4 protein-coding genes are annotated in these 19,497 nt (G+C 39.5%); all 4 read right to left on the bottom strand.

All coding sequences use genetic code 11. The features are described from left to right. Nucleotides 1–43 precede the first annotated feature (43 nt). The gene (locus ACY2RU_RS16955; RefSeq protein WP_490139675.1) at nt 44–14,782 is read right to left on the bottom strand and encodes a cadherin-like domain-containing protein; all 14,739 of its coding nucleotides are present in this window, start codon (nt 14,780–14,782) and stop codon (nt 44–46) included. Between the two features lie 459 nt (nt 14,783–15,241). Continuing rightward, a complete protein-coding gene (locus ACY2RU_RS16950; protein ID WP_490139674.1) occupies nt 15,242–17,173 on the bottom strand; it encodes an OmpA family protein in 1,932 nt (643 codons plus the stop codon). Nucleotides 17,174–17,269: 96 nt separating this feature from the next. Continuing rightward, nucleotides 17,270–18,214: a PorP/SprF family type IX secretion system membrane protein gene (locus tag ACY2RU_RS16945; RefSeq protein ID WP_490139673.1), complete on the bottom strand. Its 945-nt coding sequence runs from the start codon at nt 18,212–18,214 to the stop codon at nt 17,270–17,272. Between the two features lie 58 nt (nt 18,215–18,272). After that, a partial coding sequence (locus tag ACY2RU_RS16940) for a DUF7507 domain-containing protein (RefSeq protein ID WP_490139672.1) occupies nt 18,273–19,497 on the bottom strand: 1,225 nt, incomplete at its 5' end.

Raw genomic sequence — 19,497 nt, 5'->3', positions numbered from 1 at the left:
CCCAGGAGTGGTAAGACTCCCGGGGTTTATTCTTAATTAGTGTCTATCGGTTAATATATAAGTAGCCTGAGTTCTTCAACGTTTCCCCACTATCTGGATCGATACGTTCTAGTATATAGAAATAAGTACCTGTTGGCAACTCTTTCTCTTCACGGATGGTTGATCTTCCGTTAGAGACACCTCTAAACACATTGTTTTTCCCATCTGTGCCACCATATCCATCTGTTTCCCAAACAAGAACACCCCATCTGTTAAAGATCTTCATATTGTTGTTTGGCCAATTTTCAATACCAAGTACATTAAAGAAGTCGTTTAAGCCGTCTCCATCTGGTGTGATACCGTTGAAGATCTCAAATTGACCTGGATTAAGTACATTAGGAAGAATGGTAACCGTCATATCATCAGGATCTCCATCTCCATCAGGATCCGTATTGACAGGATCGTTTGGATCATCTGAAGTATCAGTTGCGATAATATTTCCATTAACATCATAGGCTGTAGCAATTGCTTGGTTAACTACTTCGCCGGCATCAACGTCATCTTGAGTGATAACGTACTCTGCTGTAAACGTTGTCATATCTGTATCACCGATATTTAAGACTGCGATTGGGCCGCCCATAATTTCGATACCTGGAAGAGGATCTTCCAATTCGATATTGTACAATGTCACATTTCCAGTGTTTGTTATATGGAATACGTATGATACTGTTTCGCCTTCTTGTGCTGAGCCGTCACCATTTTCGTCATTCCAAACACCTGTCTTCTCAACAGACATTTTAGGTTCTTGACAAAGAATAGTCACTGTTGGTCGGTCTTCAGTATTACTGCTGAAATCGGACAAGTCACTAACTGTAGTTCCTTCAGGAGTAGTACCTTCAGCTATTGCCTGATTCGTAACATTTCCAGCATCAATATCTGATTGTACTACTGTATAGGTAGCAAAGAAGTTACTTATATCAGACTCTCCCGCCATAAGCGTAATTGGAGATCCTTGAACATTTACTAAGCCATCCATAATAAATACTCCTGTTAAGGTTACGTTTCCAGTATTCGTTACAATAAAGCTATAGTCAATCGTTTCATCTACATCAATACAACCATTACCATTCTCATCATTTGGCGTTGCCATCTTCACAAGAGCAATTTGTGCTCCCTGACATAGATCTGTGATTGTTGGGTCGTCACCAAACTCACTGCTCTCATCGGAAAGGTCATTTACTTCTTGACCCAACAATGTAAATCCAGTTACTGTTGCTTGGTTCTCCCTAGAGCCCATATCAATATCATCTTGAGTAATGATATAAGTCGCTGTGAAAGAAGTTGCATCAGATGCAAGTGGAGCTAGTGTAATTGGCCCTCCTTGAACGTTAACAATAGGATCATCGATTGTGATATTCTCTAAGGTTACGTTTCCTAAGTTGAATACTGTGAATTCGTACGAAATAGTTTCTCCTATATCAGCACATTCATCACCATTCTCATCGTTGAATGTTCCTTTTTTCACAAGCGCGATCACTGGTGTCTGGCAAAGGTCAACAATAGTAGGATCATCTTCAGTAATAACATTATCATCTGAAAGATCTGAAACCGTTGTTCCACCAATAGTTGTTCCAAACACAGTAGCTTGATTCTCTACAAATCCTGCATCAACATCTGCCTGAGTAACAGCATATGTCGCAGTAAAGGTAGTAGCATCTGTTGCGCCAGCAGCTAATGTTATTGGCCCTCCAACAAGTACAATGCCCGGAAGTGGATCAGTAATATTAACATTCTCTAGTGTCACGTTACCAGTATTTACAACAGTGAATTCATATTCAACAATATCGCCTTCTACTGGACAGCCACCTCCTGTTACAGGATCTGGAACAATTCCAAACTTAATAAGCGCTATACTAGCTTCTTGACAAAGCTCTGTAATTGTTGGGTCATCTTCAAGAATACTATCGTCATCTGAAAGATCAGTAACTACAGTTCCATCTGGAGCAGTTCCATCTGCCGTTGCTTGATTGGTTACTTGTCCTGCATCAATATCAACCTGAGTAATTGTATAGGTTGCTGTATAAATCCATGTTTCAGTAACATCTAATTCAAGATCACCGTCGGTATCTCCTGAAGCTGGTCCTGCAATAGGCCCTCCTAAGAATGGATCATCAACTACTATTGAAGCTAAGCTTACATTACCTTGGTTAGTCACAGTAAATGTATAATCAATTGTCTCATCAACATCAGCACAATTATTACCGTTTCCATCTACGAATAGACCTGTTTTAACGATTGCGATTGCTGGGTTCTGACAAAGTTCAGTTACTGTTGGATCATCTTCAAGAATACTATCATCATCTGAAAGGTCTTGAACAACTGTACCATCTGGAGCAGTACCATCAGCTGTTGCTTGATTGGTTACTTGTCCGGCATCAATATCAACTTGAGTAATTGTATAAGTAGCGGTATAAATCCATGTTTCAGTTACATCTAATTCAAGATCACCATCGGTATCACCTGAATCTGGTCCTGCAATAGGTCCACCTAAGAATGGATCATCAACTACTATTGAAGCTAAACTTACATTACCTTGATTAGTTACAGTAAATGTATAATCAATTGTCTCATCAACGTCTGCACAATTATCACCGTTACCGTCTACGAATAGACCTGTTTTAACGATTGCGATTGCTGGGTTTTGACAAAGCTCTGTTACTGTTGGATCATCTTCAAGAACGCTATCATCATCCGAAAGATCATCAACTATAGTTCCATCTGGAGCAGTTCCATCAGCCGTTGCTTGATTTACCACCTGTCCGTCATCAATATCATCTTGAGTGATTATATAACTTGCAGTATACATCCATGTTTCAGTTACATCTAATTCAAGATCACCATCAGTATCTCCTGAATCAGGTCCTGCTATAGGTCCACCCAATAATGGGTCATCAACTATGATCGATGCTAAGCTCACATTGCCTTGGTTTGTAACAATGAAAGTATAGTCAATAGACTCTCCAACATCTGCACATTGGTTTCCGTTTCCGTCTACAAAGAATCCAGCCTTCACGATAGCGATTGCAGGGTTCTGGCATAGTACAGTTATTGTAGGGTCATCTTCAAGAATTGACGTTTCATCAGAAAGATCTTCTACTGTAGTTCCATCCTCATCAGTACCTTCGGCAGTAGCCTGATTAACAACTTGACCCGCATCAATATCATCTTGTGTTATTGTATAGCTTCCGAGGTAAATCCATGTTTCATCTAAGTCAAGAACATCATCACTGTTAGTGTCACCAGAATCTGGTCCTGGAACAACACCTCCTAGTAATGGATCAGTAACGATCACATTACTTAATGGCATATTACCTTCATTAGTAACAGTCATTGTGTAGTCGATAGATTCTCCAGCATCTGCACATTGATTTTGATTACCATCTACAAAGACGCCTGTTTTCAGGATAGCGATTGCTGGTGCTGGTGTTTGCTCGATCAAGATATACACAGTAGCTAAATCTGTCGCTACTGGGAAGCCGTCATCGAATATTGCATATACAAATTGATCAGTTCCTATAAAGCCTGGACCTGGTGTATATGTAAATGTACCATCCGCGTTGATCACTAAGGTTCCGTTACTAGGTCCGCTTACCGGGCTAATAGCGATGTCAACAGTTTGATTATCATTTTGAGGATCGGAATCGTTATCCAATACATTACCCATTATAGGCGTATCAATCTCACCATAGTATGCATCATCTACTGCTGCAGTGATATTTTTATTACTTGGTAGTACATAGATAACCACTGTTGCTTCGTCACACAATGCTGGCATACCATTATCACAAATAGTATATACAAATGTATCTTCTCCAACAAAACCAATTGGTGGGTTGTATGTATAACTACCGTCAGGGTTAATGGTCACCGTTACACCTTCAGTGGTTATTACTGTAGGTGTTGTGATTGTGATTGGATCTCCATCTGGGTCATAATCATTAGGCAATACATTACCATCAACCGGCACATTCATCAGTGTTACATTAGTATCATTGTTCGCAATTGGAGGATCATTCCCAATAATAGGGTCATCAACTACTTCAATGGTTACTGTTGCTGTATCACAAGCGATAGGATTACCAGCATCACACACTTGATACACAAAAGTATCTTCTCCAACAAAATCTAATGCTGGTGTATACGTGTATGTTCCATCAGGGTTGAACACTAATGTTCCACCTGCTGTTGGACCACTTACTAAAGTAAAGGTTTCAGTTCCAGCAGGACCATCAGCATTAAGGTCATTTGTTCCTACATCTCCACTTACAGTAGTGTTTACAAATGTATTATTGATGTCATCAATCGCTAAAATGTCGTTTCCTGGATCACCTATCGTTAAGTAAACGGTTGCCTGATCTCTTGCCTCTGTAGCGTTATCATCAAAGATCTCATATACAAACTGATCTGTTCCGAAGAAACCAGCATTTGGTGTATAAATGAATGTTCCATCAGCATTGATCACTAATGTTCCATTACTTGGACCACTAATTGGACTGATCGTAGCGTCTACCATCTGACCATCACCTTCAGGATCTTCATCGTTATCAAGTACGTTTCCTGCAATATCCTCACCGATAAAGCCATTGTAAGCATCATCGTTGGCAACTGTAATGTTACCGTTGTTTGGAATCACTTGGATTATAACAGTAGTTGTATCACATAACTGTGGCGTACCGTTATCACAAATAGAGTACTCAAAAGTATCTTCTCCTACAAAATCAATTGGAGGTGTGTATATATAGCTTCCGTCAGGGTTGATTGTTACTACTACACCTTCAGCAGTTGTTACCGTTGGCGTAGTAATAGTGATGTCATCACCGTCAGGATCAAAATCGTTTGGTAATACATTACCGTCGATTGGCGTGTTAACCTCTGTTGTATTGGTATCAGCATTGGCAACTGGCGGGTTATTATCTGGACTACCTAGTGGTAAGATCTCGATATAAACCGTTGCAGTATCACATGCTATTGGATTACCAGCATCACATATTTGGTATACAAAAGTATCTTCCATTACCATTGGATCGGCTGGCGGTGTATAGGTATATGTTCCATCAGGGTTGAATACCAATGTTCCACCTGCTGTTGGACCACTTACCAAAGTAAAGGTTTCAGTTCCAGCAGGACCATCAGGATTCTCATCGTTCGTTGCTACATTACCATCTACTGAAAGACCTACATATGTATTATTAATATCGTCGATCGCTAAAATGTCGTTTCCTGGATCACCTATCGTTAAGTAAACGGTTGCCTGATCTCTTGCCTCTATAGCGTTATCATCAAAGATCTCATATACAAACTGATCTGTTCCGAAGAAACCAGCATTTGGTGTATAAATGAATGTTCCATCAGCATTGATCACTAATGTTCCATTACTTGGACCACTAATTGGACTGATCGTAGCGTCTACCATCTGACCATCACCTTCAGGATCTTCATCGTTATCAAGTACGTTTCCTGCAATATCCTCACCGATAAAGCCATTGTAAGCATCATCGTTGGCAACTGTAATGTTACCGTTGTTTGGAATCACTTGGATTATAACAGTAGTTGTATCACATAACTGTGGCGTACCGTTATCACAAATAGAATACTCAAAAGTATCTTCTCCTACAAAATCAATTGGAGGTGTGTATATATAGCTTCCGTCAGGGTTGATCGTTACTACTACACCTTCAGCAGTTGTTACCGTTGGCGTGGTAATAGTGATATCATCACCGTCAGGATCAAAATCGTTTGGTAATACATTACCGTCGATTGGCGTGTTAACCTCTGTTGTATTGGTATCAGCATTGGCAACTGGCGGGTTATTATCTGGACTACCTAGTGGTAAGATCTCGATATAAACCGTTGCAGTATCACATGCTATTGGATTACCAGCATCACATATTTGGTATACAAAAGTATCTTCCATTACCATTGGATCGGCTGGCGGTGTATAGGTATATGTTCCATCAGGGTTGAATACCAATGTTCCACCTGCTGTTGGACCACTTACCAAAGTAAAGGTTTCAGTTCCAGCAGGACCATCAGGATTCTCATCGTTCGTTGCTACATTACCATCTACAGGAAGACCTACATATGTATTATTAATATCGTCGATCGCTAAAATGTCATTATTAGCAGCACTGATTGTAATATAAACGGTTGCTTCATCACAAGCTTGTGGCGTTCCTGAATCACAGATGCTATAGATAAATTGATCAGTACCTACAAAGTTTGGATCATTAGGAACATACTCGAATGTTCCATCAGGATTCAATGTTAATGTTCCATTTACAGGAGCTTGAAATGGTATTGGATTTACCACTTGTGTATCTCCTTCTGGATCTTGATCATTGTCTAGTACGTTGCCAACAATTGTCTGGCCTGGAATTCCATTATAAGCATCATCATTGGCGTATGTATGATTATCAAGATTATTTCCATCCACTGTTATGGTAACAAATGAATCATCACACAATGACACCGGTGCATCATCACAAATAGTATAAGGGAATGTGTCTTCACCTGTAAATCCAGCTGGTGGTGTGTACGTAAATGTACCATCAGCATTGATTGTTACAGTTCCTCCCTCTGTGGTAGGGAATGTACCTACGGAAGTAACCATAATAGTATCACCATCAGGATCAAAATCATTTGGCAATACATTTCCATCTACTGGTGTATCTATTTCAGTACCCGCAGTATCTGGGTTAGCTACTGGAGGATCATTATCTGAAGAGTTTGTTGGAAGCACTTCAATATAAATGATCGCTGAATCTGTCGCTTGTGGGTTACCGTCGTCTTCAATAGTATATTCAAATGTATCTTGTCCGGTAAATCCAGCTGGTGGAGAATATGTATAACTTCCATCAGCATTAATTGTGATAGAACCACCCTGAGTTGTTGGAAAGGTCCCTACGGAAGTAACTACTTGAGCGTCTCCTTCGGCATCCTCGTCATTTGTCAATACATTTCCTGAAACTGGAAGATCAACATATGTATTGTTAATATCCTGAACAGCATCTGTCAAATTCATTCCGAAGATCGTAATGATCACCGTTGCTTGATCTCTTGCTACAGGACTTCCGTTATCAAAGATCTCATATACAAACTGATCTGTTCCGAAGAAGTTAGGGTCGTTTGGTGTATACGTAAATGTTCCATCAGCATTGATCGATAACACTCCGAAGCTTGGTCCGCTAACAGGCGTAAGTACCGTATCAACAAGTTGTGTATGACCCTCTGGATCTTGATCGTTATCTAGTACGTTTCCACTTACCGTTGCTCCTTGATTACCATTGTAAGCATCATCATTAGCAAAGGTTATGTTCGTTCCGTTATTCGGACTCACAGTGATCGCTAAGATCGCTGAGTCGGTTGCCGGACCATTTGGATTGTCATCTGTAATGAAATACTCGAAAGTATCTTCACCTACAAATCCAGCTGGTGGTGTGTAAGTGTAACTTCCGTCGGCATTGATCGTAATTGACCCACCTTGTGTTGTTGGGAAAGTACCTACACTGGTTACCGTTTGATTATCTCCTTCAGGATCAAAATCGTTAGTCAGTACATTTCCATCTACCGGAGTATCCATCAAAGTTCCCGCAGTATCAGCATTGGCGATCGTTGTGTTGTTACCCGTAACAGGTAATACTTCGATAAACACTGTTGCTGAATCTGTCGCTTGTGGGTTACCACTATCTACAATACTATAGTTGAACTGATCTGGACCTACATAACCCGCTGGTGGCGTATAAATATAACTACCATCAGCATTCATAGTAACACTTCCGCCTTGTACCGTTGGGAATGTTCCCGTTGTAGTTACTGTTTGTGTATCTCCTTCAGCATCTTCATCATTAGTAAGTACGTTTCCGCTTACAGCGATATCCATATAGGTGTTGTTGATATCATTAATAGCATCAGTGGTATTGATTCCGAAGATCGTAATGATCACCGTTGCTTGATCTCTTGCTACAGGACTTCCGTTATCAAAGATCTCATATACAAACTGATCTGTTCCGAAGAAGTTAGGATCGTTTGGTGTATACGTAAATGTTCCATCAGCATTGATCGATAACACTCCGACACTTGGTCCGCTAACAGGCGTAAGTACCGTGTCAACAAGTTGTGTATGACCCTCTGGATCTTGATCGTTATCTAGTACATTTCCACTTACCGTTGCTCCTTGATTACCATTGTAAGCATCATCATTAGCAAAGGTTACGTTCGTTCCGTTATTCGGACTAACTGTGATCGCTAAGATCGCGGAGTCGGTTGCCGGACCATTTGGATTGTCATCTGTAATGAAATACTCGAAAGTATCTTCACCTACAAATCCAGCTGGTGGTGTGTAAGTGTAACTTCCGTCGGCATTGATCGTAATTGACCCACCTTGTGTTGTTGGGAAAGTACCTACACTGGTTACCGTTTGATTATCTCCTTCAGGATCAAAATCGTTGGTCAGTACATTTCCATCTACCGGAGTATCCATCAAAGTTCCTGCAGTATCAGCATTGGCGATCGTTGTGTTGTTACCCGTAACAGGTAATACTTCGATAAACACTGTTGCGGAATCTGTCGCTTGTGGGTTACCACTATCTACAATACTATAGTTGAACTGATCTGGACCTACATAACCCGCTGGTGGCGTATAAATATAACTACCATCAGCATTCATGGTAACACTTCCGCCCTGTACCGTTGGGAATGTTCCCGTTGTAGTTACTGTTTGTGTATCTCCTTCAGCATCTTCATCATTAGTAAGTACGTTTCCGCTTACAGCGATATCCATATAGGTGTTGTTGATATCATTGATAGCGTCTGTACAATTTATAAGGATCTCAATCTCAATTTCAGTAGTACAACCATTAGCATCATAAGCTGAAACTATATAGGTACCTGGATCTAAATTGTCAAATACGCCTGAAGCCTGAGGTGTTCCACCATCTAAACTATATAGATAAGGAGCAGTTCCTCCAGAGGCAAGTACCGTAACCGAACCAAGTCCTAAACAAACAATATCTGACTGTGAATCGACGGCCAGCGTTAGCGCTGCCTGAGGTTCTGAAACCGTTGCGCTATCTGTAAGCGTACATCCATTGGCATCTGTAATTAGCACAGAATATGTTCCAGCAGAAAGGTTGGTTAAATCTTCTGTAGTTGCTCCACCTGGGGTCCATAAGAATGAGTAAGGTTGTGTACCTCCAGTAACAGTTAAATCTAATGAGCCTGTAGAATCACCATAACAATCTACCGAAGTAATAGCGATACCAGAACTAAGCGCGCTTGGCTCATTTACTGTTGTGGTTGAAGTCTCAGTACATAAAGTAGTTGTATCTGTAACTGTAACGGTGTATACTCCAGCGGTCAATCCTGAGATCGATTGGGTAGTTGCACCTCCTGGGCTCCATGAATAAGTGAATGGTCCAACACCTCCATTAACACCTACTGTAGCTGTTCCGTCATTTCCTCCGTTACAAGAAACAGGTGTAGAACTTGCGGTAGCACTTAAATTACAAGGAGTTGAATTTACTGTTGTTGTAGACATAGCCATACAACCATTAGCATCTGTTACAGTAACTGTATAGTCTCCAGCACCTAAACCTGTAATGGTCTGAGTAGTCTGACCTCCAGGACTCCATGAATATGTATAAGGCGGTGTTCCGCCACTAGGGCTTGCAGTAGCTGTACCATCTCCGGCTCCTGGTCCACTTTCATCTGTAGACGAAGCTGTTACATTTACAGCCGTGGCCGGTTCAGTTATAGTAACGCTCTGCTCAACTGCATCGCATAAGGTGCCATCAATAGTTACACTAACAGTGTAAACTCCAGCTCCTTGATTCACTATTGTACTTGAAGTAACTCCCGCATTCACTTGAGCAGGAATGGTATTCCAAGTAAAAGTAAATGTTGCTCCAGGATTTGACACAGAAGTGGCACTTACAGTAGCACTTCCTGATTCATCTCCTTTACATAATACGTTGGTAACATTGTCTATTCCAATAACCGCATCGCAATCGTTTACACAGTCAATTACAACACTTTGCTCAATGGTACAACCATTGGCGTCAGTAACAACCACAGTGTGAGTAATTCCACCGCCAGCTGAACCAGGAAGATTCGTTGCTGTCATGGTAGTTTGATTTCCTGCGGAAGCACCCCACTGATAAGTATAAGGAGCTACACCTCCAGAAGGAGTTGCTGTAGCTTCTCCATTACCACAACCACCTGTAGCGGTAGCATCAATTTTTGTCAATTGGATAGATAATGAATCTGGCTGAGAAATTGTAATATTTTTGTCAAGCGTGCAACCATTTGCGTCCATTACAGAAACTGTATAAACACCCGCTGTTACGTTGCTAATATCTTGGGTAGTTGCCCCGTTGCTCCAGTTATAGCTATAAGGTGCTGTTCCTCCGCTAACTGAAACATCTATCGCTCCTGTAGCATCACCAAAGCAAAGCACATCGGTTACAACTTCAGTAATTTCCAAAGCACTTGTTGGCTGAGTGACCGTAGCTGAATCTGTCAATGTACATCCGTTTGCATCGGTAATCAATACAGAATATGTTCCTGCAGGAAGGTTGGTTAAATCTTCTGTGGTTGCTCCACCTGGAGTCCATAAGAATGAGTAAGGCTGTGTACCTCCAGTAACTGTTAAATCTAATGAACCTGTAGGTGCACCATAACAATCTACTGCAGTTATTGCAATACCTGAACTTAAAGCTCCTGGCTCATTTACTGTTGTGGTAGACGTCTCGGTACATAAAGTAGTTGTATCCGTAACTGTAACGGTGTATACTCCAGCGGTCAATCCTGAGATCGATTGGGTAGTTGCACCTCCTGGGCTCCAAGAATAGGTAAATGGACCAACACCGCCATTAACACCTACTGTAGCTGTTCCGTCATTTCCTCCATTACAAGAAACTGGTGTAGAGCTTGCAGTAGCACTTAAGTTACAAGGAATTGAATTTACTGTGGTTGTTGCAGTGGCCATACAGCCATTCGCGTCTGTAACCGTTACAGCATATGTTCCAGCTCCAAGACCTGTAATTGTCTGTGTAGTCTGTCCTCCAGGACTCCATGAATATGTATAAGGCGGTGTTCCTCCACTTGGATTTGCAGTTGCAGTACCATCTCCAGCTCCAGGTCCACTTTCGTCTGTAGACGTAGCATTAACATTTACTGCAGTTGCGGGTTCTCCAATAGTAACGCTTTGCTCGACAGGAGCACATAATGTTCCGTCAATTGTAACACTAACAGTATATACTCCAGCTCCCAATCCACTAATTGTACTTGAAGTCACTCCATTATCTACTTGTGGTGGCACTGTGTTCCATGTAAAGGTAAATCCTGCTCCTGGATTAGCTACTGAAGTTGCACTTACAGTTGCACTACCTGAATCATCTCCTTTACAAAGTACATCTGTAACATTGTCAATACTAATTACCGCATCACAATCGTTAACACAGTCAATTACAACACTTTGCTCACTTGTACATCCATTTGCGTCTGTAACAGTAACCATATGCGTAATTCCACCCCCAGCAGAACCAGGAAGATTCGTTGCTGTTTGTGTTGTTTGATTTCCTGCAGAAGCCCCCCACTGATAAGTATAAGGACCTACACCTCCAGAAGGAGTTGCTGTTGCCTCACCATTTATACAAGCTCCAGTTGCCGTGGCATCTACTTTTGAAAGTTGGATTGTAATTGGATCTGGTTCTGTAAGTGTAACACTTATAGAAGCCATATTATTAAGTGAATCTGTAACTTCAACGTTATAAACACCAGCCACCAGGTTAGAAAATATTGGTGATGCTTGTGGCGTTCCTCCGTTTAAAGTAAAGCTATATGGTGGCAATCCACCTGTTGGTGTTACAGTAATAGATCCTGTATCGTCCCCAAAACAAAGAATATTTTCTTGATTATCTAATGTCAATTCTAGATCATCATAACAAACTCCTTCAATATTAACACCACTTGCAATAACCCAAGATTGACCATTTACAGACTGGCCATTTTGACCATTTCTAGTGTCAACCGAAATCACAACTTGTGTAATGTTTCCTGGAACAGCAGTTAATGTAAGCGATGGAACCGCCAAACAGCAGTCGCCTCCTGGCAATGATCCATCTGGACCATAAATAAACAATTGGTCACTTACTGTACCGGCTTGTGCTTTTAAAAGTAAATAGCGTCCGTCTGGTGTCAATTCTGAAATAGGCGTTTCAATGATCAAATCTCTTGGCCCCGTAAAAGAAGGAACATCAATAGTGATCGTTTGAATATTATTGTAACCACTTTTACCTGTAAATACTCCCGTACTTGCAGTTGCTCCTGGTTGATTTCTAAAAGCGTATACTACAATTGACTGAAGTTTACACTTGTATGTGTTTGTTGTATTATAGGTAAGTGAAGTTGTTGATCCAGTTATTAGACCTCTATAGACAAAAACATTTGAACTATTTCCGATAGGGATATCTCTAGCAAGCGTATGAGCTGTTCCTGAACTATCAACAACATCTAAAGTTTGACCAGGATTTCCTCCTTTAAATACAAGTTCTACTACATATTGATATATGCCTGTTGCTGACGAAAGATCAACTATTGAAGTATTTTGACAATTTGCATTGTAACCAAATTCATCAACCACTTTATCATCCCCACAATCAAAGGTCCAGCCATCTGGACTATCTGCTCCATCTACGAAGTCATTTCCGCAGGTAGACATTAAATTAATTGTGCGTTCAATTAAATTATCATTAGCCCCATCTACATCTGAGATAGAGAGATATCCATCAAGGTCATTCTCACGGATGTCATATTCTACATTAACAAGAGCTTCAGGAATAGCTGCTATTGCTTTATAATTTCCATTGTTATCGGTAGTTACTGTTGTTGAACTTCCGTCTGAACCTGTTACGTCTACATCTACTCCAACTAATGGAAAGCCGTTGTCATCACTCACATTTCCGCAGATAACTGGATAAGTTACCAAAACTGAATTAGGATCATTGTAATCTGCACTATCCATATCTAATGAATAGTAACGATCGCTATCTCCATCTATCTTACCGATAGTATATTTAAATGATGACTTATTTTCGAAATAATTACTATACGTAAAACGAGGATCTAGAGACACATCTGGTCCTGGAGCCACGTTAACAATAGAACATTCACCACGAACAATAGACGCATTCTGTGTCATATTGAGAAGCGTATTGTTTGAAACGAAGTACGCATCTGGAAGTGAAATCTCCCCGTACTCCCGTGTACTTACATTATCACCATCAATATCTAATGGCGAAGCGAAAAATGAAATTGTTACTTGATCATTATAGCCACCCCCGTCTTCAACGAAAGTAATACTGAACTCAACACTTTGATCACCATTATTGGTACTATTAATTCTTGGCTGAAATGCCTCTTGAAGGCCTGAAGAGGTCACATCTATTTCTAAAAGTGACGCACCATTTTTAAAGTCTTCTATTTTTACCAATGCATCAATGGTAGTACCGTATTGATTGTTTGGAAAAACATTTCTGAATCGATATACAGCTCCTTCTTGTAAATGAGACCCTGATATTTTTGTTGGATTTACAAAATTTGAATTTTCATAAAATGGTGAACACTCACAACTTCTTGGTGTGGGCGGAGCCAAAACCTGAATTGTAACGGTTGCCGTAGCACATGCCTTAGGCGAACCACTATCACAAACTTCATATACAAAACTATCGGTTCCCATAAATGAACCACTTGGAGTATAGGTATAGGTTCCATCTACATTTAACAGCACTGAACCATTTGCTGGTCCTGAAACTGGCGTAGTAGCTACAAATTGATCATCTCCTTGAGGATCTACATCATTACTTAAGACATTGCCAGAAACAGCCACTGCTTGGAACGTGCTATTTATATCGTTGGTTGCTCCGGTTGAATTTGAAGGACATGTAACATTGTTTGACAACATTAGATTTAAATCTCCAGCGGTATACGCTCCATTTCCGCCAGAAACAGTAAACCATCCTGAACCTCCAAAGTTTAGGTTGTCACTGGTTACGTTCGCACCATTTCCTAGTTGGAAAGATGGCCCCATTCGCGTAAGGTCAAATGTTCCATTTACTGAAGAGGTTAATGTTCCGCAGGCATCAGGATAATATACCCAACCATTAGAATTTTCATTTAAACAATCATGTTTTTTAGGACTTTGAGAAGGAGGTGTTGTGGTGGCACCTGAGAAATATACATCCCATGTAAAATTCTCTCCATTTTTGCTAGATTGCCCATGGAAGCGCGCAGTACCCGTTGAGGAACATTCTTCCCATACCGAAGTCCCTATGGTATTCAAATGAAAAGACCCATTAGGGCCTGAAAGATACATTTGATAATGACTATTTGATGAACAGTGATCTGTATTTGTAACTGTTCTATAACATTCACAATCTACTGCCACATTGCAGCTGGTATATTCCGCCGTGTCGTTAACCGAACCTAAAGCTCCAAATACATATGAATTAGATGAAGAAGCGAAAACGCTCTTTGCATTATTTAAAGGAAGTTTTGGACCAATAAAGCTTGCTTCATAATTTGCCTCTTCTAAAGATTTAAAAACAGGCATATCATAATTAGCTTCCGAAGAAGACCATGAAGAAAGCGATTCATTCGCTAATAAAGCGGACGAGAATAATAACGCAATTACACTTACGATGGTTAAGATTCTCTGATACGAAGAAGTAAAAGTAATATTTCGCATATAAACTATATTTTTTAAGTTTCAAATGTAAATTTGCCTGTATCAAGGATACAGACCTCCAATACAATAGATGTTTGTAGACTGTTCATTTTAGGGGCTAAGACAGCAATACGCTATTCTTTAGTCAAATATACGCACGAACAAATGTTAAAATCTTACTAAATATGAGTTATTAGATGAAACCCAAACAATAATCGCTGAACTACACTAATACCCTAGTTTTGTTCGATTTTTTTGTAGGAATAAGTCGTACGTGTAAACACGTATATCGCCCTATATTTAATAGTTTCAAGGCATTAGCTTTGTGGGAATAACATCATTAGTAGAATAGAACCTATACGAATAAAAGGCTTCAGAATATTCAATATTTGATCATAAAGAATAAAGAATCAATAGTATTTAACAAAAAAAACGCCCAATAAATTTGAGCGTTTTTCGTTTGATGATTTTTTTATATTTTTAGTTCTGAATAATGAACATAGAGCGTCGATTTAACTGATGCTCTTCTTCGGTACATTTAACCCCATTCGAACACTGATTGGTAAGTTGATATTCACCATATCCTTTCGCACTAAGTCTGCTTCTGCTTATTCCATTCTCTACTAGCCAATCTAAAGTAGATTGCGCACGTCTCTCAGAGAGCGCCTCATTATACGAATCTTTTCCTCTTGAATCAGTATGTGATTCAATATGTATAACTAACTCAGGATATTGACGCATTGCTGCTAAAATTTTCGCTAGTTCAATGGCAGCATCCGGACGAATATTCCATTTATCAAAGTCGAAATAAATAGGCTGCAGTGTTAAACGACAACCAAGATCGTTTCGCGGACAAGGATCAACAAGTTTTAAAGGTATAGGTACTTCAATAGTTCCTGTCTTCGCAGGAGTTTCCACAACTTTCTCATTAGGAGCGTACTGCGTTTTTGTTGCACGTATGGCGTACTGACTTTCACAGGCTGCCATAAAATTAAAAGCGGCATCTTCACCAACGATCACTTTGTCTATTAATGTATTGTTCTCATCCAAAAGTGAAACTTCAGCTCCTGGCAATAATTTGTTAGAATCTATATCAAATACAGTTCCTGTAATTGTAATTTCACATTTTTCTTGAACACGATAAATTTCATCATCGATACTTCCTTTAGCACCATCACGGTTTGATGACAAGAATCCAATTCGTTTTTCCTCATCTACTATAAAACCAAAATCATCTTGATTACTATTGGCAGGCTCACCTAGGTTAGTAATTGAACCTGGTTTTCCGTAGGCATCAAGTGGCGTAACATAAATATCATATCCACCTAAACCAGCACGACCATCGGTTGAGAAGTATAAGTTATTAAGTTTACTAATAAAAGGAAACGATTCCCGTGTCTCTGTATTGATGGCCTCACCAAGATTTACAGGCTCGCTAAACATATTATCGCCTAAAATATCAACATACCAAAGATCACTCATACCTATGGTTCCTGGCATATCAGAAGAAAAATATAATTTTTTCTCATCAACACTTAAAGCGGGATGTGCTACAGAATACTCTTTACTATTGAAAGGTAATTCTACAACATTTGTCCAAAAATTCTCTCCACTTTTGGTGGCTTTATAAAGTTTTAAACGAATAGTTTTTTGCTTATCCTTTCCTTTTTTACCATCAATAAAGTTATTACGTGTAAAATAAATAGTTTTGCCATCTTTTGTAAAGGCTGCAGAAGATTCATGATATTCTGTATTAATGTCGCCAGCCAATTTTTCAACGTTGGAAAGTTTCCCTTCGGAATCCATATCGGCAACAAACAAATCTAAGAACGGTTGTTCAGTCCAACCATAAATTTTACTACCCTTACTATCTTTACTTGCGGAAGCAAAAACTATTCGGTCACCGTAATAAGACGGACCAAAATCTGAATATTCTGTATTAACAGCTACTTTTTCAAGCAAAAAGTCTTTCGCCTGAAAAGCGATACTCTTAAGATAATCTGGATCACTATTAAAATTTTCAACCAAATGTCTTTCTCCACCTAATTCTGCGTATTTAGTCATTAAGCGATCAGACTCATCGTATTTATTGATACTTTTTAATGACTGCGCGGCTCGGTAGTAATATTCCGCCTCAACATCACCCGGAAATCTACTTACCAATCTTTGGTACCATTTGGCCGCATTGTCGTAATCACTGTTCCAATAATAGGTATCCCCAAGTTTTTTAAAGATCTCGGCAGATTCATAACCATCCTCAACTACCTTCAGATAAATATCACGAGCATCGATATAAGAGTATTTATCAAAATCTTTATTTGCCTTTTCGATCTGCTTTTTCTGAGAAAATGCATCGGTCGCTCCTAAAAGGACGATAGCCAATAACACTACTTTTGTTATGAATAATTTCATTGTATTTAATTTATGTGAGGTTTTATCTATCTGCAATTCAGCAAAATTAATGAAACAGTAAGGAATTAGAAATACTTTGTTAATTAACTTACAGGATTAAAAGAAACGCGGTGTCAATACTCGCTCAGGCTTGTTAAAGACATCAAAACGAAGCATAAGTTCATATGATCCGTCACTATAGCTTTCAATATCTGTTGTTTGATAATCATACCCAAAACCAATAAAGATCTGATCAGATGCCTGAAATCCAACCATTGCACTCATGGCAGCACTCCAACGATATGCAGCACCTACGGTAAATTTTTCGTTGATCAAAAAGTTTCCTGAAACGTCCCATTGCAAAGGTGAACCACTAACAGCTTTAATTAAGGTTGCTGGCTTGAATTTTAAATTATCGCTCAAGTCAAATACATAGCCCGCAATTAGAAAATAATGCAAACGCTCTGCTGGGGCAATATCACCTTCAAAATTTACATCATCTAATGTTGACTCATCATAGTGACTCGTAGTTAAAAAATTAGGAACTGAAAGTCCGGCGTAAAATTTACTTGTGTTATAATAAATTCCTGCTCCGATTTGCGGTTGTAACTTGTTATCAATATTGTTTTCAAATACATCTCCTGAATCAAAAATATTTAGCTTGTTAAAATCAATATCTAATAGGTCGATTCCTGCTTTTAAACCGAATGATAATTCAGCGCTATCCGAGGTATTAATTGAATAAGAATAATCAACAATTACATTAGTTTCTACAGCGGGTCCTATTTCATCGCGAACGATTGATAGCCCTAACCCCATATTTTGTAATGAACCAATAGGTGAGTTTGCAGTAAAAGTTGCTGTTTTTGGAGCTCCTTCAAAACCAACCCATTGCGTTCTATACAAAAGTCCGAAACTCAATACATCTCTAGACCCAGCATAAGCTGGATTCACCACCTGCGTGTTGTACATATACTGAGTGTACTGCGGATCTTGTTGTGCCTTTGCAGAAAAGCCTCCTAAAAAGACCAAAAAACCGATTATTAAATAACTGTATTTCATAAGTATATCATTTAAGGTCCGGGAGATAAAATCTCCCGGAATCTATTTTATCAAAAATCTATCTATTAATATATAAGTAGCCTGAATCTTTTAAACCTTCACCACTATCTGGATCTACGCGAACTAAGATATAGAAGTAAGTTCCTGTTGGTAAATCTTCATCCTGACGAATTGTAGAACGACCATTAGAAACACCTTGGAATACATTTTCTTTACCTGTGGTTCCTCCGTATCCGTCGGTTTCCCAAACAAGTACTCCCCATCTATTAAAGATCTTCATATTATTATCTGGGAAGTTTTCAATTCCAAGAACATTGAAGAAATCATTTAAGCCATCACCATCTGGTGTAATACCGTTAAATATCTCAAATGGAAGTACTGGTTCAACGAATGGTAATACAATCACTGTTGGATCATCTGGTTCTCCATCATTGTTTAAATCATCGTTAGTAGGATCATTCGGATCATCTGAAGTATCTTCCGCTATAATAGTTCCCATAGCGTCCGATCCCGTTGCAATTGCTTGGTTTATCACCTCACCTGCATCAACATCATCCTGAGTGATCACATACTCCGCAGTAAACGTTGTACTGTCAACTTCATTCGGAAGTAATACTGGAATTGGTCCGCCAAGCACTTCAATACCTGGTAATGGATCATTGATCTCAATATTATACAATGTCACGTTTCCTGTATTGGTTACTACAAAAAGATACGAGATCGTTTCTCCTGCTTGTACCGAACCATCACCATTCTCATCATTCCAAACACCACTCTTCTCAAGAGAAAGTGAAGGTGATTGACATAATACAGTTACAGTTGGTCTATCTAGTGTATTACTGATAAAATCTGACAGGTCGCTTACTACCGTTCCGTCTGGTGCAGTTCCATCAACCATTGCTTGGTTTATTACCTCACCAGCATCTACATCATCTTGTGTTATGATATATACCGCAGTAAATGTAGTATCATCTTCAACTCCTGCATCCAATGTAATTGGACCACCCATCACATCAACCATTCCGTCTGTTACAACAACATCCGTTAAGGTTACGTTTCCTAAGTTGGTCACAATAAACTGATACTCGATCGATTCACCAACATCCAAACAACCATTACCATCATCATCTATTGGTGTTGCTATTTTAACAAGTGCAATAGCAGCTCCTTCACAAAGGGTCGTTACTGTAATATCATCCGTGGTGGTGGTTGCTCCTGAAAGATCATCTACAAACGTTCCATCTGGTGCTTCTGCTACAACCGAGGCTTGATTCTCTACCTCG

The organism is Ulvibacter sp. 2305UL32-6 (assembly GCF_058148545.1).
This window is presented reverse-complemented; position numbering and strand designations above follow the sequence as displayed.